The sequence below is a fragment of the Empedobacter sp. GD03797 genome (genome assembly GCF_029842105.1).
Lineage (GTDB): Bacteria > Bacteroidota > Bacteroidia > Flavobacteriales > Weeksellaceae > Empedobacter > Empedobacter falsenii_C.
In genome coordinates this window covers 1-23,878 of sequence record NZ_JAOCFS010000013.1, presented here as the reverse complement: position 1 = coordinate 23,878, position 23,878 = coordinate 1, and the positions used below count along the sequence as shown (strand labels likewise).

Genomic DNA, 23,878 nt, shown 5'->3' with positions numbered 1-23,878 from the left:
AAATGAGTTTATTAACAGTTGGTACAGTTGCCTTTGATAAATTAGAATCTCCTTTTGGGAAAACAGATAAAATCTTAGGTGGTGCCGCTACATATATCGGTATGGCGTCTTCTTTATTGGGCGTGGATACAGCAATCGTTTCAGTTGTTGGTGGAGATTTTCCACAAGAATACATCGATTTATTAATTTCAAAAGGAATTAATTTAGATGGTTTAGAAATCGTAAAAGAAGGAAAAACATTCTTTTGGGAAGGTAAATACCACAACGATTTGAACACACGTGATACGTTAGCAACAGAATTGAATGTTTTAGAAACTTTCAATCCAGTTGTTCCTCAAGATCGCAAATCTCCAGACGTTTTGATGTTAGGAAACTTACATCCATTGGTACAAAAAGGAGTGTTGACACAATTAGAAAAGCGTCCAGGTTTGGTTGTTTTAGATACAATGAACTTTTGGATGGATTGTGCTTGGAACGAGTTGATGGATGTGATCAAAGATGTTGATGTAATTTCTATTAATGACGAAGAAGCGCGTCAAATGTCAGGTGAATATAGTTTAGTGAAAGCGGCTAAAAAAATTATGACATTCGGACCAAAAACTGTTATCATCAAAAAAGGTGAACACGGAGCTTTATTATTCCAAGAAGAACAAGTTTTCTTTGCACCAGCTTTACCATTAGAAGATGTTTTCGATCCAACAGGAGCAGGAGATACATTTGCAGGTGGTTTCTCTGGATACTTAGCAAAAACAAACGATTTCTCTTTCGATAATATGAAACGTGCAATTGTTTATGGATCTGCGTTAGCATCTGTAACATGTGAAAAATTCGGTACTGAATCATTAGGTGATTTAACACGTGATGGTTTAGCTGAACGCTTGAAAGCATTCAAAAAATTAATGGATTTCTCAATTAATTTATAAGAGAATTATTCATCAAAATATTTAACCTCGAGAACTTCTCGAGGTTTTTTTATGGATTAATTTTTGTGTAAATTGAATTAATAAATTTTAATCATGAAAAACAAAATTATACATCTTCTCATATTAGCATTTTCCTCTTTACTTTCTGGAATAATGATTTCGAAAATGTCATTTATCGGAAAAGTTGGAATCACAATTATTTACAACGAATATACGATCCTGAAATCGTGGTGGAAAACAGCCTTGTTATTATTTGTCATACAAGCTGTTATTTTTATTGTATTATCCATTTGGAATGAGAAAACAACGAAACGTTTTAAACGTTTGTTATTGCCTCTCATTTTCCTTTTTATGGGAATTATTGGATTAATTTATTGCTATTACGATTTTACTGAAACCTCACATCGTTTATTGAAAAAGACGTTCCATTTCGGATTTTATATTTTTTGGTTTACATGGTTTGGGAATTGTATATTCTTTATGACAAAAAAATCTCAAAAAGTAGAAGAAATTCCACAAGAAACAGAAGTGTATTAAAATAAAAAAGCTCATCAAATTTTGATGAGCTTTTGCTTTTGTGACCGAGACAGGATTCAAACCTGTAACCTCTTGAGCCGTAATCAAGTGCGCTATTCAGTTGCGCCACTCGGCCATTCCTGATAAGAAACTATTGTTCTTATTTTGGACTGCAAATATAAAGACTATTTTTGAATCTGCAAATATTTTTCAAATAAAATTATCCTCGATCTCTGTCTGTAATTAACATCAAGATAAAACTTAATACAAAAAGTGTATCATTTTCAGATGATTGATATTGATTTAATTTAAATTTTCGTCCAAAGAATGAAGGTTCTTTTGACACTTCCATCATTTCTCCTCCTTGTAAATCAGTTAAAACATATTTTGGATTGAAAATATAACCAGAGAAAAATCCTACAACGGGAATTTCGCCAACAAATCCGTCCATCATGCGCGTAAAACCACTACGTTCGTTGATTGTAAATAAATGATTATTATTTGCGTCGTAAATATGAAAAGTCGCTTTCCAAAAGGATTTGAAAGTTTTTCGTTTTGCTTTACCAACAATATTTCCGTTCGCATCTGTAATGGTAAAAGTTTGTTGAAAATCGATGATTTTATTCGAACGAAGTTGAAAAAGTTCTTCTTTTTTCGATGAATCACGGTAGATTTTAATCACGTCTCGCCACGAAAGAATTTTTTCGCGTACATAAAACACAGGTTGATTATTAGCGTCCGTTACAGAAAAATCATTGGAAAAAGTTGCAATATGAAACTTTATATCAAGCGGAAATTTTAGGTTGTTTAAATTCATAAGTGTTGAGTAATTTTTATCAAAAATAGATTTTTTTTCGACATAAAAAAAGGTTCAGAATTTCTGAACCTTAAGTTTATAAATATTCTCTTACTTCATCTAAATGTGTAATAGTAGGAACATCATCCATCGAAAAATTATCATCTAATCGATCAAAGAAAATAGCCGACATTCCGAAAGCTTTTGCACCAACAGCATCTGCAATCCAATCATCTCCAATATAAATAGATTCATCCTTTTTTGCACCAGATTTTTCCATTGCCAAAGAAAAAATACGAGGATCAGGTTTCAAGATTTTGATTTCGTCTGCATAAGTCACCGTATCAAAATAACCATTTAATTCTGATGTTTCAATTTTACGTTTCGAAACTTCGATAAAACCATTTGTGATAATATGTAGTTTATATTTTGGCTTCAAATAATCCAATAATTCCATCGCGCCATCCACGACTTCATTATAATTGGTAATCGTTTCCATGTATTCTTCTTCAAAAATCTTTGCTAAAGCATCATTATCAATTCCAAGATTATCGAAAGCTTCTTTGAAACGACGTGCACGTAATTCTTCTTTTGTAATTTTTTTGTCACGAATCAAAGCCCAAAGTCCTTCATTGCTATCGTGATAGAATGGATGAAATTCCTCGAATGTAAAACCATATCTATTTTCTACATCATACTTTTTGTAAAGCTCATCTAGCGCGAATTTTGCATTTTTTCTGAAATCCCAAAGTGTGTTATCAAGATCGAAAAAAACGTGTTTTATTGTGTTCATAAATGCAAAGCTAAGGATTTTATGTAGATTTGCTGATGAAGAAAATATCAATTGAAAGCGAAGTTAGAAAAATTTAAAACGAAGAATGCCAAAGGTGTTTTGTCTTTGTTGGCAGGTAACACAATTGCGCAAGTGATTATGTTTATTGGCGGAATTATTTTGGCTCGAATTTATGGTCCAGAAGCGTCGGGAACGTATAATGCTTTTTTGAGTTTTGTGGCGATTCTAGCTATTTTGACAACATTTCGTTTAGAGAATATTTTCGTGATTTCGAAATCATCAAAAGCGATTCGAAATTTGTTCACAACCTTATTATTAGTGAGTAGTATTGTAACGATTTTATTCTTTTTGGGTTATGCTATTTTAGAAGAAATTTTCACATTCAAAACTTCCTTATTTATTGTTTTCTTAAGTTGTATTGCAGGATTATTTACAGCTTGGAATAATGTTCAAAATACATTGTTTACGAAGTATAAATTATTCAAAAGTATTTCGACAGGATTTGTGATTAATGCGCTGTTTTCGGTTTTTTTTCAGTTCATTTTTTATTGGATGGGTTACAAAGAAACAGGATTGATTTATGGAACAATTTTCGGAACAGTTTTGTCTTGTGCATACTATTTTTCAATTACAAAAGGACGATTTTCTTCGATTGATTTTGGTTTGGCTAAACGAACAATTTCTAAGAACAAAGAAATCATAAAATATACATTACCCTCAGAATCGTTGAATGCAATTGCGAACAATTTGCTCCCCATTATGATCGCGATTTATTTTATGAAAGAAGATGTAGCTTTTGTAGGAAATTCAGCTAAAATTTTGGTTGTTCCTTTGACATTACTTTCCAATTCGATGTCGAAAGTTTTCTTTCAGAAATCTGCTGCAATGATTGATCATCGTTCGCATCAATTATATGATTTATCGAAAAAAGTGGTGCTGTACAACGTTGGAGCAATTGCTGTTTTTCTTTTGTTGATGAATTGTATCGGAATTTTTATTCTCGAGTGGATGCTTGGACCAGAATGGAGAGGTTTACATATTATGATATGGATACTTTCATTTTGGATTTTGTGTCGTTCTGCAATGAATCCTATTCAGCAAATTGTTGTGGTGATTAAGAAAAATCATTACGCACTATACTTCAATATTTATTTGGTTTTCGTCACATTGATTACTTGTGTGATTGGCGGACTAAATAAAAACATACTTTTGACGTTATCCCTATATTCTTTCTTTGCGGGAATGGGCTATTTGGTTCAACTTTACTTTGTAATGAAAGAGCTGAAACGTTATAAAAAGTAGCAAATGTGCGGAATTTCTGGTATTTTTTCTAAAAATAAGTTAAGCGGTTCATCGATTCTAAATTCTTTAAAATCGATCAAACATCGTGGTCCGAATAATACCATTCATACCAGTTTTTTTGATAAAGAAATTCATTTTTATTCAAGTCAATTATCTGATAAACGAACACAATTTGATTTAAGAAATTCGGATGGAATACAAGCAAATAATTGGATAGGTTTTAATCGTCTATCTATTATTGATTTGTCAAATAATGGGATGCAACCATTTTACGATAACGACGCGAAAATTTCGTTTATGATGAATGGAGAAGTTTATAATTTTAAAGAACTTCGAAATGAATTTTTAAGCGATGTGGATTTTATTTCCGATTCAGATTCTGAAGTTGCTTTTCAATTGTATCTAAAGCTTGGAATCGATTTTGTGCAATATTTGCGTGGAATGTTTGTAATTGTAATCGTTGATTATCAAAAAAATGAAGTAAATATTTGGCGAGATCGTTTTGGAATTAAGCCTTTTTATTATTTTTTAGATGAAGAAAATTTTATTTTCTCTTCAGAAATAGAAGGGATTTTTGCGACAGATTTGGTTCAAAAGGAAATCAATTTTAAACATTTAGCATATACATTTTATCTCAATTCGAGTTTCGCTCCAAATACAATTTATAACAATATTTATTCCTTAGAAGCTGCTACTCAATTAAAAGTTGATTTATCAAATTTTAAATCTGAGAAAAACCAATATTGGCAATTAAATTATCAACCGAATCATCAATTAATTTCTTCAGAAGAATTTTTAAACGATGTAGATAAAGTTGTTAACCTTAGTTCTGTTTCAGATGTGAAGCAAGCAATAATGCTGAGTGGAGGATTAGATTCAGGATTATTGGCGTATATGATAGGGCAGAAAAATTCTGATATTGATGCATTGACAATTTATAACGAATCTGTTCCAGAACAAAATGAGTTAGCTTTTGCAAAAAGTAATGCACTAAATGCAAATTTGAATATCAAAGCGTTTGAGATCGAAAATCAAGTTGATTTACAAACGATAAAAGAATGTTGTTTTGCAGAGGAAGAGCCTAATTCTTCTCCAGAACCGGCTTATTTTTTAACGAAAAAAGCGAAACAAAATAATTATACCGTTTTGCATAATGCACTTGGATTGGACGAATTATTTTATGGTTACGGTTATTACAATCAAGCCAAAAAATTAGAAAAATATCAAGCGTTTTTATGGAAATCATTTCGATATTTTCTTACAGGATCGAAGAGAAATAAATACGAAGAAATCTCTACGTTTGGCTTAGAAGCTACACCTTTTATTATGAGAAGTTTTTCTTCTTGGAAAGCTATTCAACAATTATTTTCGATGCATGGAAGTGCTGATTGGGAACATCCAATTTCGGTTTTGATGAATAAGGTAAAATCTACAAATATCAATTTTGAGAAAATGCCTTTGTTAAAGAAAATCTCTTATTTGGATTTTTATTATTATATCAGTTCTCATCATTCGTTGCGAACAGATTCACCAGCGATGAAAAACGAAATCGAAATGCGTTTTCCGTATTTGGATCATTTATTTGTTCAGAAATATTTTAATTGTTCATTTTTAGATCAAGATTTATCAAAAGAAAACAATAAGTCTTTTCTACGAAAAAATGTGCAAACTATTTTACCAAAAGATGTGCTTTCTATGAAAAAAAAAGGATTTTCTATGCCTACTTCAAAATGGTTAGAAAGTGTTAATTTAGAACAAGATTTTCCTGAATTAAAGACTTATTTTGGAGAAAATTATAAAAATTGGATAGATCATCCTTCAAAAAAATGGTTTTTAATTTCTACGAGCTTATTAATGAAAAAGAAATGAAACAGACATATACAATCGTTTTTTTAGCAGATTTACATACTTTATACGATGACAGAATATATTGGAAACAGGCTATATCTTTAGTTAAAAATGGGTATAATGTTCATTATATTACGATTGGAGATGTTAGTGGAAAAGGAATCACAAAGGAAGGAATTCATTATCTACAATTGAAACGTAAAAAGTATTTACCAACTTTATTGTTGAATTATTTTTTCAAAAGGCTTTCGTTTGTGAAAACAGAATATGATGAAGCTTTAGAATATTGTCAGTCAATAAAAGCAGATCTCTATCATATTCATGATGCAAGAATAAATAGGATTTTAGGGGATTTAAAAAAAATAGGAAATAATCCTAAATTTATCTACGATGGACGGGAGCCTTTGGATAAAAATATGAAAGATTATCGTTTTAAGGATTCAAAAATACCTAAAATAATCACAAATACTTATGCAGATTATATTCAAAATTGGGAATATAAAAAGGTAAAAGATTATGATTATATTTTTACAGTAGATGATGGATTATATAATCGTTTTAAGAAGAATGTCCCGAATGTTCCGATAAAAATAATGTATAACTTTACAAATCTTAAGGATCAACGTAAACATTTAACTTACGAAGATAAAATATATGATGCAGCATATGTAGGAGGTTTATCTGAAATGAGAGGAGCTTTGGTTGCTTTGAAATCTACTAAATATATCGTTGAGAAATTGCCAGATTATAAATTGCTTTTTCTTGGGCAAGTGTATGATAAAAAATTTGAATTTGAGATAAAGCAATTTATCCAACAAAATAATTTAGAAAAAAATGTAATTTTAAAAGATTTTGTTCCTCATCAAGAAGTTTCAGATTATTTTAATCAAATAAAAATAGGTTTAAATCCTCTGCTTTTTGCTAAAACCCATGAAGAAATTATTCAGATTAAATTATTTGAATACATGAATTTTGGAATTCCGATTATTACAAGCAATTTTGGTTATATGAAAAAATATGTGCTGGAAAATAATGTTGGAATTGCGATTGAACCAAATGATGAAAAATTATTAGCCAATACAATTTTAGATTTGTTAAATGATCGAAAAGCTTTTGATGAATTTGCAAAGAATGGAATAAAGGCTGTTGATGAAAGATATAATTGGGATATTATGGAAGAAATGTTATTAGAAACATATCAATTTTTGTTAAATGAAAAGCAATAGTTCCTTTCTTTAATTGAATTTTTAATTATCATTTATTTTAAAAAAATATGAATAATTCTAAAAACGTTTTTTTTCGGGATACGTTTTGGTATTTATTAGGAATGATAATACCAATGGGAATTAATGTCATAAAAACACCAATTTTTACACGACATTATTCTGCTGAAGATTACGGATATTTAGGATTAGTTATGGGGATATTTTTATATATATCTACTGTTTCCTATTCATGGTTATCAAGCTGTATTTGGCGGTTTTATAATTCATTTGAAAGAAAGAAAATTTTAAATAAATTCTATTCAAATCTTCTTTTTTTATATCTGATTTCGAGCGTGGTGATGTTTCTATGCTCTTTAATGTTTATTGCATTTTATCATTCACCTTCTTTGGTTTATAAGTTAATCATACTTAGCTTTTTTCATTTTGTTTTGAAAGAATTGTTAGGATTATTTTATGTGATTTTGAGAATAAAAGGCTATGCAAAGCTCAATAATATTTTGTTGATAACGCAAGTTGTATTCAGTTTTATAGTTTTATTATTTTCTGCATTTATTTTAGATTTTGATATCACTTCATTGATTAGTAGTTCTATTATTATAGATTTAATCTTTGTTGTTGGAATTGGATTTTATCTGATCTATCATAAAAAAATACAAAGTCTGAACCTTAATTTAGTTAGAATGCGATATTTAAAAATATTTCTAAATTTTGGTTCGTTTGTTCTTATTTCAAGTATAATAACTTTATTGTTAGTTTCAAGCGATCGATATATTTTGGCCATGTATGATAATATGCGAAATGTAGGTATTTACACCAAAGTTTATGATATTGCACAAATCTCTATTACAGCGTTTGTTTTTGTATTTTTTAGTGTTATTAATCCTAAAATGAACAAAGAATTATCTCATAATATAAATGAAGCAGACAATTTACTTCAAAAGTATTTATTTGGTTATATTTTTACTTTATTGCCGATTACGTTTTTAATTTCTATTTTTTCTAAAGAAATCTCAGAAATTCTTTTAGGAGAAGAGTTTAGAAACGGCTACATTATCATGCCTTATGTTTTTTTTAGTGCGTTTATTTATGGAATAATTACGATTAACCAAAACAAATTAAAATTCAGAAATAAATTAAAAACAATCGTTCAAATATTAATTATTTGTTTAATTATTAATGTTATATTAAACTTTCTTGTTGTTCCGACTTATGGATACATTGGAGCTGCAATTACAACATTAATAAGTTATGTTGTGATGCTATGTTTGTTCTTTTATAAGGAATCAATAGGCTTTTTTAAACAAAAAAAATATATTAAATCTATTGCAGAGCAGTTGATAGTTTTAATTTTAATGTTCGGTATTGATCAAGTTTTTAGAAGAATAATTGATTTTAATATATGGATTGCAATTTTAGAAGGAATTGTTTTTGTTGTCTTAATAGGTTTAATTTTCCGTAAAAAATATCAATCATTAGATATGCCTATTTGATTTTTACGATAGAACTATTTTTCTTGTTGATATACTCATTAAATTCTTTTCCATTTGGATAAATTAATTTTCCATTTTTTTCGAAAATTAACTTTGAATTATTTCCGAAGATTACTTTTGCTTTTGGAGCTAAAATTACTGGTTCTGAAATTGTTAAGATTACATTGTTCTCAATTTTTAAATTTGAATAAAAACGTAGTGTTTTATCCCAATTTGTATTTTCATTGATTAAAAATGTATTTCCTAAAAAAGAATCTTCTGTTACAAATTGAATTAAATTAGTCTCTCTAAGATTTTTATGAGCCTTTAAAATTTCTGTTGGTTGAAGATAATTTTTAGGATCCGAACCAACTTGAGACATTATAGAAAATTTGCACGCATTTGTATTGTGGTATTCATTACTATGATTTAAACCAAGGCTATGTCCAATTTCGTGAGCTAATCCTCGAGCATCTCCTAAATCCCATGACATTGTTTCTTCAACCGTTTTATTAAAACGAATGGGATCTTGAAATCGATGAGAAAGATATTTTAAATATCGGTTAGGGATATGAATGCTAATACTTTGTGATAAGTTACTACTTGGGGATTCTGCTGCTGCAACTTCTTTTAAATCAAAATCTTTGCTTTTTACTTTATATAAACGATCATAATTATCTGCATCCATTGTTAGATATACATTTATTCCTTTAGGCATTGTAGCGTCTTGAGAAATTTTATCATCTATATAAGTTAAATACCAACCTCTATACGGTGTAAATCCGTTGTATTTCATATTTTGTAAATCAGCACCACTATTTTTATAATTCCAAGCATAGTTATCTTTAATTTCAATGTAATTATATTTAAAACGAATTTTAGCATCTTGATAAAAATCTTTTCCAGTATAACAGCCATTTAAGTCATTTGGTTGAGTAAATTTGCTCCAAACGTCATTGCTTGCATTCATGAAATTTTCTAAAGCCTGTTTCTCTTCTGGATTTTTTAAATCATAATTTCCCGTTCCATCATCTCGTTTCAGAACAATTACATTTACTTGTAAAGTGATTGGCTGTAAATCATCTGTGATAATAAAATTTTTGATTGTAGATTGGTTTGTAGAACTTACCGAATTTGAAGTTGTTGATTGATTTGGAAAAACTAAACCACCTTGTTGACTACTGCACGAAAAAATAGAAAAACAAAAAATAATATAAAATAACGTTCTCATAAACAATTGATTTGTACGTTAATTTACAACTTTTTTATTTCTTCTTTTGTCATTGTTTTGGATTTTAGATCAATTAATTTTTGACCTGTTTCTTTCATCCATTCAATATCTTCATTTGTTTCTTCATTATTCAAAATAACTTCTAAAATACCTTTATTGTTATTCATCCAAGGAAGCAAATAATAATTTAATCCGTCTTTGTATGCTTTTTGTTGATGAAATTCTTTCCCTTTTGTTGTTTGCATAGCAAGTTGTTTGGCCGAATAATAATAAAGCGGTGTTGAGAAAATAAGAATAGAAATTAATGAAGTGTTCTTCGGAAATTTTGTAATAAAATTGTTTAAACCAATACTTAAAATAATCAAATAGGCTAAATTAAAATTTAAGAAAAAGACATAATTATCGCTAACAGCATAAATAGTAGAAAAACAAAAAACAGGTAAACCGAAAATAATTAAAAAAAGTAATGATTTGTCTTTAATAAAATTTCTAATTGGAATAAAGAATATGGCAAAATTAAGAAACCAAAAATTATAAATAATATAACCTAATGCTTTCATTAAATCTTTTGAATAGCTTACTAAATCTTTCTTTAATGAGTCAGAAACCCATGATTTTTCCGAAGATGATAAAACATTTTTCAGAGATTCGTTATTAATAATTGGATAAATATAAAGCAATGCTAAAAATAGAAAAGGAATAAAAAAATAACTGAAAATTAGTCTGTTTTTAACATTATTTCTAAAAGCCAAGTAGCATAAATAAAAATAAGAAGGAATTAATAGAACACCTTGTACATGAGAAAACAAGCTGACTCCAAGCATTATTCCTGCAAATAAAAGCGTTTTAGATTGTTTATTTTGAACAAATTTTATCGCAAATAAAACGTAAAGTGAAATCCAAATTAAACAAAAAGTGTAAACCTCTATATTTTCAGTGTTTTTCCAAAAAGTAAAGCTAAATCCAAATGCAACTGTACCTAAAAGAGAAATCCAAAGTTTTTTATTTAAGAGTTGAAGAATAGAAAATAAAATATTTAAAACTATTACAGCAGAAATAATATTTACCCAACGTCCAATCTCAATGGTATCTATAAAAGGAAATAATTTGTGAATTAGAATATTGAAGTTGAAATACAAAAAATGAGTTAATGAATATGTTTCATACGTAAATTGATTTCGTTCTATATCCAATATTTTTCCAGCAGCATCACCAAAAGTTATTTTACTAAAACTTCCTAAACGATAAATGATTAAGAAAAATAATGTAAGAAATAAATGGTAAAATTTTTTCACTCTTTTTGTGTTAATGAGATACAATATGTTTTTGTAGTAACTTTTGAATATAGAATTTATAACGATTTTTTTGGACAAAAATTGCAGGATTAGAAATACAATTATCCATCGGAAGTCGCTGAATATTTGTTGAAAATTCATCATCTTTTATTCCAGCTGTACCAAATGTAAAATCGGATTTTATAGTATTAAAAAAGTTTTTAGAAACGCCGTCATCTGTAAAAGGAAAAGAAAAAACTCGATAATCTAAATTAAACTTTTGTTGGATAAAATCTAAACTTTCGTTCGTTTCTAAAAGTTGTTGTGCGAAAGAAATATCGCGATAATAAGGATGATTCATCGAGTGTGCACCAATTGTAAATCCTTGATGAATTAAGGCTTTAATTTCAGCTTCATTCAAATAGATTTCAGCTTCATTTAGTTTTATTTCTTGTTCATTAATTAATTCATCAATTTTTTTAAGATCATGAATAGAATAATTTAAAAGTTCTTTTTTAAGGTTATTGTCTGTAATATTTTCTAAAATGAAAGCAACTTTATACCGATAAAATATTTCTTGATTGTCTATAAAATTCGGATTGATAAAAAAAGTTGCATCTAAATTTCGTTCTTTTAATATTGGTGAAATTATAGAGTAACATTGTTTCAAACCGTCATCAAAACTAAGATGAAAGTAATTTTCTTGAGGAATAGAACCATTTTTTTTGTACAAATCAATTAATTCAATCATAGAAATATTGACATAATTTTTCTGAAAAAAATCTAATTCACGCTGAAATTGATCAACAGATTTTAATGGATATAATTGATCGATATGAATTAATCGTTTATCTGAAACTGTGTGGTAAAAAGGAAATATATTTTTTTTGAATAAATTTAATATCATAAAATAGCAGTCTTAACGTTTGTAAGTAATGAATGCAATTAAAACATTTTATAAAAAATTATTTTCTGAAAAGATAAGAATTAATAATAGAAAAAATTTGAAGAAATTGAATGGATTATTTCTGAAAGGAAATAATTTTTATTGCAATTGTTGTCAAGAATCTTTTTCTAAATTTTTGGATAAATCAAACGGTATAGATAACCGAGAGAATGCTGAATGTCCAAATTGCGGTTCATTAGAAAGGACAAGAGTTTTGTTAGAATTTATAAAAAACGAAACAGATTTATTGGCTAGGCCTAATAAATTATTGCATATTGCTCCAGAAGATGCTTTGAAAAATATTTTTAAACAGACCGATAATTTACGTTATGTCAATGCAGATATTAACATCAATCTTGCTGATGAAGAAATGGATATTACATCAATAAATTATCCTGATAACACATTTAATTATATAGTTTGTTGTCATGTTTTAGGGCATATTCCAGATGAAAAAAAGGCAATTGATGAATTGTTTCGCGTTCTAAAAAAAGGAGGAAAAGCATTGATTCAAACTCCTATTCATCCAATAAATAATACGTTTGAAAATGCTGAACTTAAGACGGAAGAAGAACGATTAAAAAATTATGGTGAAAAAGATTTATTACGATTACATGGTCAAGATTTTCAAGAACGATTAAAACGTGAAAATATGCTAATCGAAAAAATTGATTATCGTAATAAAATTGATTATGACTTAGCGAAGAAACTTTCTGTTGGAAATGGTTACCGTGAATTAATTTTTCTTTGTCAAAAAATCTAAATTAGAATAGTTTGTATAATGCTTTTCTATAGGACCAAAGTCTTGCATAAATTTAGCTATAGAAGGAACCATAGAACCTTCGAAATCAAGTGTTAACTCTGAATTAGAAAAATTTTTGATAATGTAATCTATCATAAAGTCTGATCCAAAATTACTTTTCGAATTCTTATTTCTTGCGAAAGCAAAATTATAAATTCTATTTTTAGAAATCATGATTAATTGACAACCAAGTAAGTTCTTTTCATTGTCAAAAATTTCATAAACATTAATGATTTTTTTACTTAATAACTGCTCAAGTTTATCTTTTGAATAGTTAATTAAGTTATTTGAAGTCATATACTCGTAAGAAGAATTTATTTTATGAAAGTTATTTAATTGATTAGTTTTGTTTAAGTTATAATCAAATTTTATTGCTTGTCTAACTTTGTTTCTTCGATTTCTGCTGTAATTAGAAAATAAACTTTCATAATCTTGACCCAAATCTAAGATATAATTAACCTTTTTCTGTCCCTTCGGCTCAAACATCTCCGTATTTTCTTCATTAAAAGCATAAGCTCTCACTAAATTTCGATGCAGTTTTTTTTCAAAACGTTTGAAAGTTTCTTTCGAGAAATTTGCTTGATGAAAAACCCCTAATTGTTGACAATATATTGGCTGAACAATGAATTTAAACCCAAATTTCTTTACAAAAGGTAAAGGCATTATGGCTTCATAGTCATTTAAAACGTAACAATCCCAATTGTTTTCAACTAAAGCATCTAAATAAAAAACTTCTGCATAAATGCGGTAATTCACCGATCTGTTGAGACATTCGGTGTATTTATTAACATCTAATTTTTTTCGAGAAACTCTTTTTATCATTCAAAAATACTTTCGTAAACTTTTCGCCATTCAGCCCAATCTTCGTTCAAGTTTGATTGGTGGAATAATGTTATAAACGTTCCGTTTGTGGCTTTAATTGTTTGTTTCAATCGTTTTATTTCTTCTAAAGCCTGTTGTGGTGTTAATTTTAAATAATTTTTCAATGTAACATCCATTGCGACAAAAGGATATATTGTTAACAATGTTTGTCGATTTGTTGATAAATCAAACCATTTGAATGGAGTAGAAGTACCAGCTCTAAAGCCTAATTGATGTGGGAATCCCATGGTGTAATCTTCCGAAATTTCGTTTATTAACAATTGTTGATAAGTGTATGGAAAGTTCAATTTAATGAAATGTTGACGTGATTTTTTTATCGGTTGATTGATGATTTTTTCTAATCGATTAATTTCAGTTGTTAATTTATTTTCTTCAAAATTAGATTGATAAGAAGGATGAATTCCAATTTTTGCCCAAGTTGAAATGTTATTCATTAAATCTTTTTGAGCATTATTTTTCCAATGATGATTTTTATCGAAATTTGAATAATCACCCAATAACCAAAAGAAAACTGTTTCGATTTGATGTTTTTCAGCTAAATCTTTCAAATAATCAAATGTATCATAAGGATCTTTTTCTTTCTGATTTAAAATCTTGATTTGCTGTTTTGCTTCCGAAAAATTTCCTTTAATAATTTTCTTAAAAAGTGAGCCAAATTTTACTTTAGTAGAATGATTTAGGTATTTCCATGTATAATCAACATCATGTGTATTAATCTGTTTTAATACTCTCTGTTTAAAATAAATTTCAGAAAATTTAGATTTTATCTTTTTTTGAATTTCAATACAAATTTCATCTACAATTGGCTTATAATAATCTAAATCCGAACCTAAAAAACGATCATGTTGATCAAATTGTTCTGGTTTTGCAATGTATTCTTCATAACGAGAAAGCCAAAAAAAACATTTTCCAAATTCATTTAAAATTGAATAATCAATATCTTTTCGAATAGTTGTTTCTAATAAAATATCATCAACTTTATAATTGATTTCATTTTCTAAAAATTGATTTGAAAAGTTGATTTTTGGTAAAATTGATTGTGAAAATTCTTCAAAATCTGTAGTCGTTTTGTAGTCAATTCCAGAAAAATCATGAAAAATAAAATCAAAAATATATTCAATTCGATTTGTAATTTTCTCTGTAAATATGATGATTTCTTGACTCAAAATAGTTTTCAATAAAGCTTAAAGATATCAAATTAGACCATCATCCGCAAACGAATAAAAATCTTTTTGAGAAACAATTACATGATCTAAAACTTGAATATCCAAAAGCGTAGCACCTTCTTTAATTTTTCGAGTAATATGTATGTCAGACTGACTTGGAGTAAGATTTCCAGACGGATGGTTGTGAGAAAGTATCATTCCAGTTGTCATTAATTCTAAGGCGCGCTTAAAAATTACTCGAATATCGACGGCGGTTTGATTAATTCCACCTCGCGAAATTTGCTCAGTTTTGATGATTCGATTTCCTTGATTCAGAAACATCACCCAAAATTCTTCGTTTGGTAAATCGCCAATTTGTTGCTGTAAAATGATCGCTGCGTCCTTGCTCGAAGTAATTTTATCACGCTCCAAAACCTCTTGCGAATTTCTTCTTCTACCAATTTCCATTGCAGTGATTATCGAAATTGCTTTTGCTTCTCCAACTCCTTTGAATTTGCATAAATCTACAATTGAATATTTAGCTAATTCATTCCAATTATTGTTCGCAGAATTTAAGATTCGTTTTGCCAATTCTACAGCCGATTCTTCACGATTTCCGCTTCCCATGATAATCGCTAACAATTCTGCGTCAGAAAGCGATGAACGTCCTTTTAAAGCTAATTTTTCGCGAGGACGATCATCTTCATTCCAGTTTTTTATCGAATTTTTATTCTCTAAGTAATCCGTCATCGTCGTTCGCAATTTTTATATAGGTATAATAAAAACCGTCATGAAACTCCTCACTAATTCCAAGAGTATTTCCTTCAATACGAAAACTTTTTCCCATCGATGTAATTCCGTTGGTATAAATCATTGGAACAGGTTCTGTTTTGTGAATACTTTTCCCTTGCCCTATCGAGTAAGTTACACGATTTGTCTCTTTTCCGTTGATAATGGTAATCATTTCGGTAGGCGTAAATTCTATCACAGTTACTCTATTTACTGGAGGCAATTGTTCTCGACCAACGATTCCGCCTGATAATTTCACCAATTTCCATCTCCCGATAAGTGTTGGTTCTTGCGTTCTTTCAATTTTATCAGTAGAATCATTCGCTTTTTCTTCTATTGTCGCTTTGGTTGATTTGCAACTTGATAAGGCGATAAATGCAGTAAATATGATGTAAGTGATTTTATTTTTCATGGTTAAGAATTTGGATTAAATATAATAAAAAAAGCTCGAACAAATTTGTTCGAGCTTGATATTTAATAAAATAGATTTTTTATTTATTGACTTTTGCCCAAGTATCTTTAAGCGTAACTGTTCTATTGAAAATTAATTTTTCTGTAGAAGAATCACGATCTAAAGCAAAATATCCAATGCGTTGAAATTGGAATTTATCCTCGACTTTAGCTTCTTTCAAAGCAGGCTCAGCAAAACCTTCTTTTACAGTTAAAGAGTTTGGATTGACAAATTGTAAAAAGTCAACATCTTTCTCTGAATCAGGAGATTCAACTGTAAATAAACGGTCATATTCGCGCACTTCGATTGGAATATTTTCTGTTGCAGAAACCCAATGTAATGTACCTTTTACTTTACGTTTAGAAGCTTCAGTTCCGCTTCCAGACTTCGTTTCAGGATCGTAAGTTGCATAAATTGTGGTGATATTTCCTTCAGCATCTTTTTCTACTCTTTCAGCTTTAATGAAATACGCACCTTTCAAACGAACTTCGTTTCCTAATGATAAACGGAAGAATTTTTTAGGCGCTTCTTCCATAAAATCTTCACGTTCGATATAGATTTCACGAGTAAAAGGAACGATACGAGTTCCAGCAGTTTCATCTTCTGGGTTATTCTCAATTTCTAATTCCTCCACTTGCCCTTCAGGATAATTTTCGATGATAACTTTTACAGGATCAATGACAGCAAAAACACGAGGAGCAATTTTATTTAAATGATCACGAACAGAAAATTCTAATAACGAAATATCCAATACATTATCACGTTTTGCAACACCGGCTGTATTCCAGAAATTCTTGATAGACTCTGGTGTGTAACCGCGACGACGCAAACCTGAAATTGTAGGCATACGTGGATCGTCCCAACCTGTTACAACCCCTTCTTGAACCAATTTCATCAACTTACGTTTACTTGTAATCATGTACGAAACATTACCACGAGCAAATTCGCGTTGTTTTGGTTTTTGAGGTTGATTTGGCAACTCAACATTATTCGCATACCATTCATATAAATCACGATGATTTTTGAATTCTAACGAACATAATGAGTGAGAAATTCCTTCGATATAATCAGATTCTCCGTGCGTCCAATCGTACATTGGGTACATTTTCCATGTATCGCCAGTGCGGTGATGAGGACGTTTCAAAATACGATACATAACAGGGTCGCGCATGTTCATATTAGGAGAAGTCATGTCAATTTTTGCACGTAAAACATGTGTACCTTCTTCAAATTCTCCCGCTTTCATTCGTTCGAAAAGATCTAAATTTTCTTCAACAGAACGATTTCTGAAAGGAGACTCGATTCCAGGTTCAAAAGGTGTTTTACGTTGTTCATTAATTACTTCCGAAGATTGGTCGTCGATGTACGCTTTTCCTTCTTTAATTAATTGAACAGCCCAATCGTAAAGCTGCTGGAAATAATCAGAAGCATAGCGTTCTTCTGCCCACTCGAAACCTAACCATTTCACATCTTCGCGGATAGAATCTACGAATTCTTGCTCTTCTTTGTCAGGATTAGTGTCATCAAAACGTAAGTTTACAGGTGCATTGTAACGCTGTCCTAAACCGAAGTTTAAGCAGATTGCTTTTGCATGCCCGATATGCAAATAACCATTTGGTTCTGGTGGGAAACGAAAACGTAAATTTTCTTTTGGCATCCCGTTGGCTAAATCATCTTCAATGATTTGCTCAATAAAATTCAATGATTTTTTTTCTTCTTCCATTTTTTTAATTACGATTGAGTTTGCAAAGGTACGAAATTGACAATAAATATAATGTCGAAAATTTCGGATTTTACAATTAGAAAAATTCAATCAAAAAATAGAAGTAAATAAGTGATTTATAATGGATAAGTTATCCCAAATAAATTTCTAATAACCCATCAGGAATTTGAATAAGCATTGCTTTTTCTTCGCGATTAACTTCAAGAATCCATTCGTCAATCATCGGAATCAAGATTTCTTTTCCATTCGCATCAACTTCGAAATAAGCTTGCGCTGCAGAATCGTTAACAGATTTTATAGTACCAACTTCTGTATTTGTTTGATCATAAATAGTGAAACCAACGATTTCGTGGTAATAAAAATCTGTTCCAGAAAGTTCTGGTAATGATTTTAGAGGTAAATAAAGTTCGCGATTGATCAATTTGTCGACATCTTCGTCTTCAACATCTTCAAACTTTACTAATAATTTTGTGCCTTGATAAGACTGAGAAGTTTCGAAAAAAAATGGAACCAGTGCACCATCTTGCTCGATGAACACTGCTTCCAAAGTATCGTATAATTCTGGTTCGTCTGTATCCAAGTGAATGATTAAATTACCTTTGAAACCATGTTTCTTAGTAACTTTACCTAAATAATAGCAATCATTTTTTGTCATTTGGACCTTCTCTGAACTTAAAAATTATTCTTCTGTAGCAACTTCTTCAGTTGTACCTTCTGCTTCTTCAGCAGGAGTTTCTTCAACTTGTGCAGCAGCTTCAGCTTCCTGAGCAGCTTTTACACGAGCTTCATTAACAGCTTTTTCAGCTTCTAATGCAGCAGCTTTAGCAGCAGCAGCACCTGAAGTTAAACCGTCTTTTTTAGCTTGAACTTTTTCACCTTTAGCTTCTAACCAAGCGTCGAAACGTTTGTCAGCTTCTTCTTGAGAAAACGCACCTTTAGCAACACCACCTAATAAGTGTTTTTTCATAAAAGCACCTTTGTAAGATAATAAAGCTTTAGCTGTGTTAGTAGGTTCAGCACCAGTTTGTAACCATTTTACAGCAGAATCAACATTTAATTCAATTGTAGCTGGGTTAGTAATTGGGTTGTAAGTACCTAATTTTTCGATGAAACGACCATCACGTTTTGCTCTTGAGTCAGCAACTACGATGTGAAAGAATGGTTTTCCTTTACGACCATGTCTTTGTAATCTAATTCTTGTAGCCATAGTATAACTAATTATTTTGGGAACTCGTCCCGTTTTACAAATTTGAGGTGCAAATATACAATATTTTTGATAAATAATTATTTTAAAAGTGATTATTAAATTAATTCCGAAAAATCAAGTTTTTTGAATAATGATTCTGACGTATTTTTAAACTCAGAAATAAATTAAAAAATGAACAAACAAGAAATACTTACTCAGACACAAGCATATATCAAAAAAACGTTTTTAGATGAAGGAACAGGTCACGATTATTTTCACATAGAACGTGTGGTGACAAATGCAAAGAAGATTTTGGAAACGGAGAATGCAGATTCTTTTTTGGTTGAATTAGCAGCTTGGACACACGATATTGGTGATTATAAATTGCATGATGGAGTTGATAAATCGGAGGAATTAATTAGGGAATTTTTAGAATCAATTCATGTCGAAGAAGAATCAATCCTGAAAGTATTGGAAATTGTTTCGCAAGTTTCATTTAGCAAAGGAAATAAACCAACAACTATCGAGGCGGAGATTGTACAAGATGCTGATCGTTTAGATGCGATTGGAGCGGTTGGTATTGCGCGTTGTTTTGCATATGGCGGAAGTGTTGGTAATATTTTGTATAATCCTTATGATAATTCGAAAGATGCGTCGAGCGTGCAACATTTTTATGATAAATTATTTAGATTAAAAGAATTGATGAATACCAAAACAGCGAAAGAAATAGCTTTAAAACGTCATCAGTATATGGAAAATTTTATCGAAGAATTTTATCAAGAAGTGAAATAATATTGTAACTTTTCATTAAACCAACCGTCTATTGTTTAAAACCTTGATTATGAATAAAATTTTTACGCTTTTAATCGTTACTTTTTTCAGTTCTTGTGTGTCTGTTCAGAAATATAATGCGCATATTGATAAGAAAATTGACGTAGACAAATTGCAACAGGATGTTGATTATACAAAAGAGAAATTATTAACAAAACACGTTGATATCGATTTGTATCATTCAAAACAGATTATCGCAAATAGATTAGATAGTTTTAAAAATTCTATTCATCAACCAATGTTGCCAAATGATTTTTCGCGCGAATTTTCCAAAGTTATTTCCTCATTTGGACATGGACACACTACATTATCCATGTTAAGAAAAAGGACCGAAAAAGCTGAAGCAAAAAAATATAAGAAAACAAAATCACCTTTTAGTTTAATTGAATTGAAAACATTGGATGGTAGACTTTTTTTCGAGAAAAATAAAAATATTAAAGATTCAAGTTTAATCAAGCAGGGAGAAATTTTGGCTATTAATGGAATTTCTTATCAAGATTTTCGAAAAGATAATATAGGCGTAAGAAAAGGAGATGGTTTCATTACTTCTTTAGATGAATATTTGTTACCAGTTTATTACACAGCAAAGTTGAGAAATGTTATCGGAAATACGGATTCTATTACGCTATCGCTTGTAAAGAATGATTCGATTTTTACTGAAATAGTTAGAAGAGAATATCCTAAAAAGAAAGGTAAGAATTTAAGAGACGAAAAGAAAGTTGATGTTGTAAAATCAGAAGACAAAAAAACTGAGAAAAAGAAATTAACGAAAGAAGAAAAGTTACTTGCTAAAAAAAGATATAAACATAAAGAAGATATAAAGAAATACTTTGGTTACAATAAATCTAGAAATGATTATCAACGTGAATTATTTTTTCCAAACCCAGAAGATTCTACAACCTTAGTCCTAAAAATAAAGTCTTTTTCTATTGGTCATGGGAAAGAAGCATATCCATTTATTTTTGATTCTATAGAAAGATTAAAAGTAAAAAATTTAGTTTTAGACATTCGAAATAATACTGGAGGTTATGTGTCTGATATTAACTATTTATATTCATTTTTGAAAGCCAATGATGAGGTTAAAATGGCAATTTCAAACGAAGTAAAAGTTGGATCTAAATTTACGATGATTAATAAATACTTCAACAAACCGAATGTTATTGGACATACATTTGGTTTACCATTGGTCTTATATGGTTCGGTAAAATCATTATTTGATATAAAGAAAGAGAATAATGATTATTTTTTGAACACTAAAAAGAAGAAATATGCAATAAACCCAGATAAAAAATATAAAGGAAACTTGTATGTTCTAACAAATGGAATGTCATATTCGGCATCGAGTATAATTTCTGCTTCTATACAAAATGATGGAAAAGCGATTTTTGTTGGTGAAGAAACAGGAGGTGATTATAATGGTACAGTAGCTGGTCAGTTTATTGATTACAAATTGTCAGAATCTAAATTAAAATTACATGTTGGATTGATGACCTATAGACCAAATACTTCTCGAGAGTTAAAAGGAAGAGGAATTATTCCAGATATTCCAATTAAAATGAGTTTTGAAGATTTAATAAATAAAAAAGATCCTCAACTAGATTGGATATTAAATGATATAAAAGCTAAGCAATAACCCTCTATGCAACTAAAATCTACTCTAATTTATTTGTCATTTTTATTGATAGGCAGTTGTGTTTCTGTAGAGAAATATAATGCACATATTGATAAAGAGATTCCTGCAAATAAATTGAAAAAAGATGTAGATTTTGTTTATAAAAAACTAAAAAGATATCATCCAAAATTAGATTTATACACTTCTCAAGAACAAATTGATTATAAATTTGATAGCCTAAAAAAAACAATTAATCAACCGCTGAAACCAAATGATTTTTATGTCAAATTTTTTCCGATTTTCGAAAGTTTAGAACATGGTCATACAGATATTTATCCGTTATATAAACGATTAGATAAAAAACGAACAAAGAAATATAAAGAGTCAAAATCGGCGTTTAGTGATTATAGTTTTTTTTGGCAAAATGATTCAGTTTTTTTAGTGGCAGATTACAGTAAAATAAATCCAATTAATCAAGGTTCAGCTTTGCTTTATATAGATAGTGTTTCTACAAAGTATTTATACGATAAATATAAGAAGAGTATATATGGTGATGGAAAAAATCAAACTTTTTCGGATAATGTATTTAACCGAACTTTTCTCAATTATTTTACTTTAGAAAATGGAATTAAAGATTCGGTTGAGTTAACCTTTAAAATGGGGAATTCAATCATCCGAAAAAAAACATTTCGTGCTTATTCTAAACCTAAAAATGATAAGGCTACAGAAATTCCAAAAATTACAAAAGAGCAGAAAGAAGTTGAGCGAAAAGTAAGGATAAAACAAAAGAAATACGGCTATTCTAAAAGTTCCAAAACTTATTCCAAAGATTTGGCTTTTCCTACGAATGATAGTACGATAGCGGTACTAAAAGTAACAGATTTTAGAAAAGGAAAAATACGCGAACTATATAAAGAAGTTTTTACGGATATCAAGAATTATAAAGTCCAAAATTTAGTTCTCGATCTACGCAACAATGGTGGTGGTTACCTAAAAGATTCACACTATTTATACGCTTATTTGGTCGATGATTCCAAGGTGTTTTTAGGTGAAAAAATCGTCGCGAACAAAACCTCTTTTGGTAAGTCGTTGTACAATCTTTTTCCCATTTATTCCTATCCGTTGCTTTGGTTAGGTTCGGGTTATACTTATTTTTCGACGTCCAAAAATGCTAAAAATGAATACAAATTGAATATACCTTTTTCCCATGTTAAAGTAGATAAAGAACTTGTGTATCATCACAATTTGTATGTGATCATAAACGGCGGTTCTTACTCTGCTTCGGCGTTGATTTCGGCTAATCTTCAACTAAAAAATCGAGCTTTTTTTGTAGGTGAAGAAACGGGAGGAGATTTTAATGGAACAGTTGCTGGGTTGATGCCAAAATTCACGTTGCCCAATTCCAAACTCAAAATTTCAGTAGGTACAGTATATCTTTCACCAACGGAAAAACGAGAAGAACAAGCGCATGGCGTTTATCCAAACCAACTTATTCAGCCCAATTTGCAAGATAAAATTAAACGTACCGATGCTGAACTGAAATGGATTTTAAATGATATCAAAAAAGGAAATATCGAATACAATAAAGTTTTAAAAAAAGAAAATCATCTCCTGAATTAAGGAGATGATTTTTATATTCTGGGCGTTCGAGCGGGCTTTTCGTTTCAATCTTTGCTCAACAGCAAAGGATTTCCACTACAATCCCTAACGCATTTTATTTTCTGTTAAAACTACAGAAAATAAAATTCTGTATTGTATCAAACGGCGTTTTATGATCAATTGTAAAACAATCTATTTTCTCAAAATTATTTTTAAAAGTAGAAGTTAAAGAAGTTTCATCATTTTGTTTTATTTCCAAACCACTACATTTTAATGGTCCGTTTGTGGAAAAAGTTCCAATAACCATTTTTTCTTTTACAGCTTTCGCGACTAAATCTTGATATTTTTTAATATCATTTTTTCTTCCAGAAAATTTCAAGAGTTTTTTTCCAGAATCAAAGGATATTTTTGATTGTTTAACATTTTGATTTTCGTTCAAACTTGACGATGAATTATCATCGTTACAAGAGTAGGTAGTTAGAAAGCTACATGATATAGCTGACAAAAAGAGTAAGTTTTTTAATTTCATAAGAT

At 29.5% G+C, this 23,878-nt stretch carries 22 protein-coding genes, 1 tRNA gene and 1 pseudogene; 10 read left to right on the top strand and 14 right to left on the bottom strand.

Going from position 1 to position 23,878, the window contains the following annotated elements:
* Positions 1-2: 2 nt before the first annotated feature.
* Positions 3-923 carry a PfkB family carbohydrate kinase gene (locus tag N5D90_RS09980; RefSeq protein WP_114998038.1) on the top strand — a complete coding sequence of 307 codons (921 nt, stop codon included), beginning with the start codon at positions 3-5 and terminating at the stop codon, positions 921-923.
* Positions 924-1,016: 93 nt separating this feature from the next.
* Positions 1,017-1,460 (top strand): hypothetical protein, encoded by a 444-nt coding sequence (locus N5D90_RS09975; protein WP_260392379.1) that lies wholly within the window; start codon positions 1,017-1,019, stop codon positions 1,458-1,460.
* 41 nt (positions 1,461-1,501) lie between these two features.
* On the opposite strand, the gene N5D90_RS09970 is transcribed toward N5D90_RS09975, so the two are convergent.
* The 3 genes from N5D90_RS09970 to N5D90_RS09960 form a co-directional block, all read right to left on the bottom strand.
* Positions 1,502-1,575 (bottom strand) — tRNA-Arg (locus N5D90_RS09970).
* A gap of 84 nt (positions 1,576-1,659) precedes the next feature.
* A complete protein-coding gene (locus N5D90_RS09965; protein ID WP_280062352.1) occupies positions 1,660-2,256 on the bottom strand; it encodes an LURP-one-related family protein in 597 nt (198 codons plus the stop codon).
* A 76-nt stretch (positions 2,257-2,332) separates the two neighbouring features.
* Positions 2,333-3,028 (bottom strand): YjjG family noncanonical pyrimidine nucleotidase, encoded by a 696-nt coding sequence (locus N5D90_RS09960; RefSeq protein ID WP_114998029.1) that lies wholly within the window; start codon positions 3,026-3,028, stop codon positions 2,333-2,335.
* Positions 3,029-3,079: 51 nt separating this feature from the next.
* Here N5D90_RS09960 and N5D90_RS09955 point away from each other — a divergent pair, with 51 nt between their 5' ends.
* The 4 genes from N5D90_RS09955 to N5D90_RS09940 are packed head-to-tail and all read left to right on the top strand — an operon-like array spanning position 3,080 to position 8,894.
* Positions 3,080-4,330 (top strand): lipopolysaccharide biosynthesis protein, encoded by a 1,251-nt coding sequence (locus N5D90_RS09955; RefSeq protein ID WP_280062351.1) that lies wholly within the window; start codon positions 3,080-3,082, stop codon positions 4,328-4,330.
* A gap of 3 nt (positions 4,331-4,333) precedes the next feature.
* Positions 4,334-6,199 carry an asparagine synthase (glutamine-hydrolyzing) gene (gene asnB, locus N5D90_RS09950; protein WP_280062350.1) on the top strand — a complete coding sequence of 622 codons (1,866 nt, stop codon included), beginning with the start codon at positions 4,334-4,336 and terminating at the stop codon, positions 6,197-6,199.
* Positions 6,196-7,404, top strand: coding sequence for a glycosyltransferase (locus N5D90_RS09945; protein WP_181816252.1), 1,209 nt, complete (start codon positions 6,196-6,198; stop codon positions 7,402-7,404). Before asnB ends, N5D90_RS09945 begins: the two co-directional genes overlap by 4 nt.
* A 47-nt stretch (positions 7,405-7,451) precedes the next feature.
* Positions 7,452-8,894 (top strand): polysaccharide biosynthesis C-terminal domain-containing protein, encoded by a 1,443-nt coding sequence (locus N5D90_RS09940; RefSeq protein ID WP_280062349.1) that lies wholly within the window; start codon positions 7,452-7,454, stop codon positions 8,892-8,894.
* Here N5D90_RS09940 and N5D90_RS09935 read toward each other — a convergent pair.
* The 3 genes from N5D90_RS09935 to N5D90_RS09925 are packed head-to-tail and all read right to left on the bottom strand — an operon-like array spanning position 8,887 to position 12,285.
* A complete protein-coding gene (locus N5D90_RS09935; RefSeq protein WP_038336451.1) occupies positions 8,887-10,104 on the bottom strand; it encodes a hypothetical protein in 1,218 nt (405 codons plus the stop codon). The genes N5D90_RS09940 and N5D90_RS09935 overlap by 8 nt on opposite strands.
* 23 nt (positions 10,105-10,127) lie before the next feature.
* Positions 10,128-11,399, bottom strand: coding sequence for a protein O-mannosyl-transferase family (locus N5D90_RS09930; RefSeq protein WP_160279605.1), 1,272 nt, complete (start codon positions 11,397-11,399; stop codon positions 10,128-10,130).
* 10 nt (positions 11,400-11,409) lie between these two features.
* The gene (locus N5D90_RS09925; protein WP_280062348.1) at positions 11,410-12,285 is read right to left on the bottom strand and encodes a polysaccharide deacetylase family protein; all 876 of its coding nucleotides are present in this window, start codon (positions 12,283-12,285) and stop codon (positions 11,410-11,412) included.
* Between the two features lie 28 nt (positions 12,286-12,313).
* Here N5D90_RS09925 and N5D90_RS09920 point away from each other — a divergent pair, with 28 nt between their 5' ends.
* Entirely contained in the window at positions 12,314-13,087 is a 774-nt protein-coding gene (locus tag N5D90_RS09920) for a class I SAM-dependent methyltransferase (protein ID WP_280062347.1), read from the top strand.
* On the opposite strand, the gene N5D90_RS09915 is transcribed toward N5D90_RS09920, so the two are convergent.
* The 7 genes from N5D90_RS09915 to N5D90_RS09885 all read right to left on the bottom strand — a co-directional run bounded on the left by N5D90_RS09915 (position 13,061) and on the right by N5D90_RS09885 (position 19,323).
* Positions 13,061-13,948 (bottom strand): hypothetical protein, encoded by an 888-nt coding sequence (locus tag N5D90_RS09915; RefSeq protein ID WP_280062346.1) that lies wholly within the window; start codon positions 13,946-13,948, stop codon positions 13,061-13,063. The two genes, N5D90_RS09920 and N5D90_RS09915, sit on opposite strands and share 27 nt — an antisense overlap.
* Positions 13,945-15,174: a polysaccharide deacetylase family protein gene (locus tag N5D90_RS09910; RefSeq protein WP_280062345.1), complete on the bottom strand. Its 1,230-nt coding sequence runs from the start codon at positions 15,172-15,174 to the stop codon at positions 13,945-13,947. The genes N5D90_RS09915 and N5D90_RS09910 overlap by 4 nt, the downstream gene beginning before the upstream one ends.
* Before the next feature lie 27 nt (positions 15,175-15,201).
* Positions 15,202-15,903: a DNA repair protein RadC gene (radC, locus tag N5D90_RS09905; RefSeq protein ID WP_038336461.1), complete on the bottom strand. Its 702-nt coding sequence runs from the start codon at positions 15,901-15,903 to the stop codon at positions 15,202-15,204.
* On the bottom strand, positions 15,881-16,354 hold the full coding sequence (locus tag N5D90_RS09900; RefSeq protein ID WP_114998020.1) for a hypothetical protein: 474 nt from the start codon (positions 16,352-16,354) through the stop codon (positions 15,881-15,883). The genes radC and N5D90_RS09900 overlap by 23 nt, the downstream gene beginning before the upstream one ends.
* Positions 16,355-16,433: 79 nt before the next feature.
* Complete coding sequence (locus N5D90_RS09895) at positions 16,434-18,116, bottom strand: glutamine--tRNA ligase/YqeY domain fusion protein (RefSeq protein ID WP_280062344.1); 1,683 nt, start codon at positions 18,114-18,116, stop codon at positions 16,434-16,436.
* Positions 18,117-18,246: 130 nt separating this feature from the next.
* Positions 18,247-18,771 (bottom strand): ribosome maturation factor RimM, encoded by a 525-nt coding sequence (rimM, locus tag N5D90_RS09890; RefSeq protein WP_038336465.1) that lies wholly within the window; start codon positions 18,769-18,771, stop codon positions 18,247-18,249.
* Between the two features lie 24 nt (positions 18,772-18,795).
* Complete coding sequence (locus tag N5D90_RS09885) at positions 18,796-19,323, bottom strand: 30S ribosomal protein S16 (RefSeq protein WP_038336467.1); 528 nt, start codon at positions 19,321-19,323, stop codon at positions 18,796-18,798.
* Positions 19,324-19,494: 171 nt separating this feature from the next.
* Here N5D90_RS09885 and N5D90_RS09880 point away from each other — a divergent pair, with 171 nt between their 5' ends.
* The 3 genes from N5D90_RS09880 to N5D90_RS09870 are packed head-to-tail and all read left to right on the top strand — an operon-like array spanning position 19,495 to position 23,365.
* Complete coding sequence (locus N5D90_RS09880; RefSeq protein WP_038336469.1) at positions 19,495-20,094, top strand: HD domain-containing protein; 600 nt, start codon at positions 19,495-19,497, stop codon at positions 20,092-20,094.
* Positions 20,095-20,143: 49 nt separating this feature from the next.
* Positions 20,144-21,766, top strand: coding sequence for a S41 family peptidase (locus N5D90_RS09875; RefSeq protein WP_114998017.1), 1,623 nt, complete (start codon positions 20,144-20,146; stop codon positions 21,764-21,766).
* A 6-nt stretch (positions 21,767-21,772) separates the two neighbouring features.
* Positions 21,773-23,365 (top strand): S41 family peptidase, encoded by a 1,593-nt coding sequence (locus tag N5D90_RS09870; protein WP_280062343.1) that lies wholly within the window; start codon positions 21,773-21,775, stop codon positions 23,363-23,365.
* 94 nt (positions 23,366-23,459) lie between these two features.
* On the opposite strand, the pseudogene N5D90_RS09865 reads toward N5D90_RS09870, so the two are convergent.
* Positions 23,460-23,878 (bottom strand): annotated as a pseudogene (locus tag N5D90_RS09865) (hypothetical protein); the annotation flags it as partial.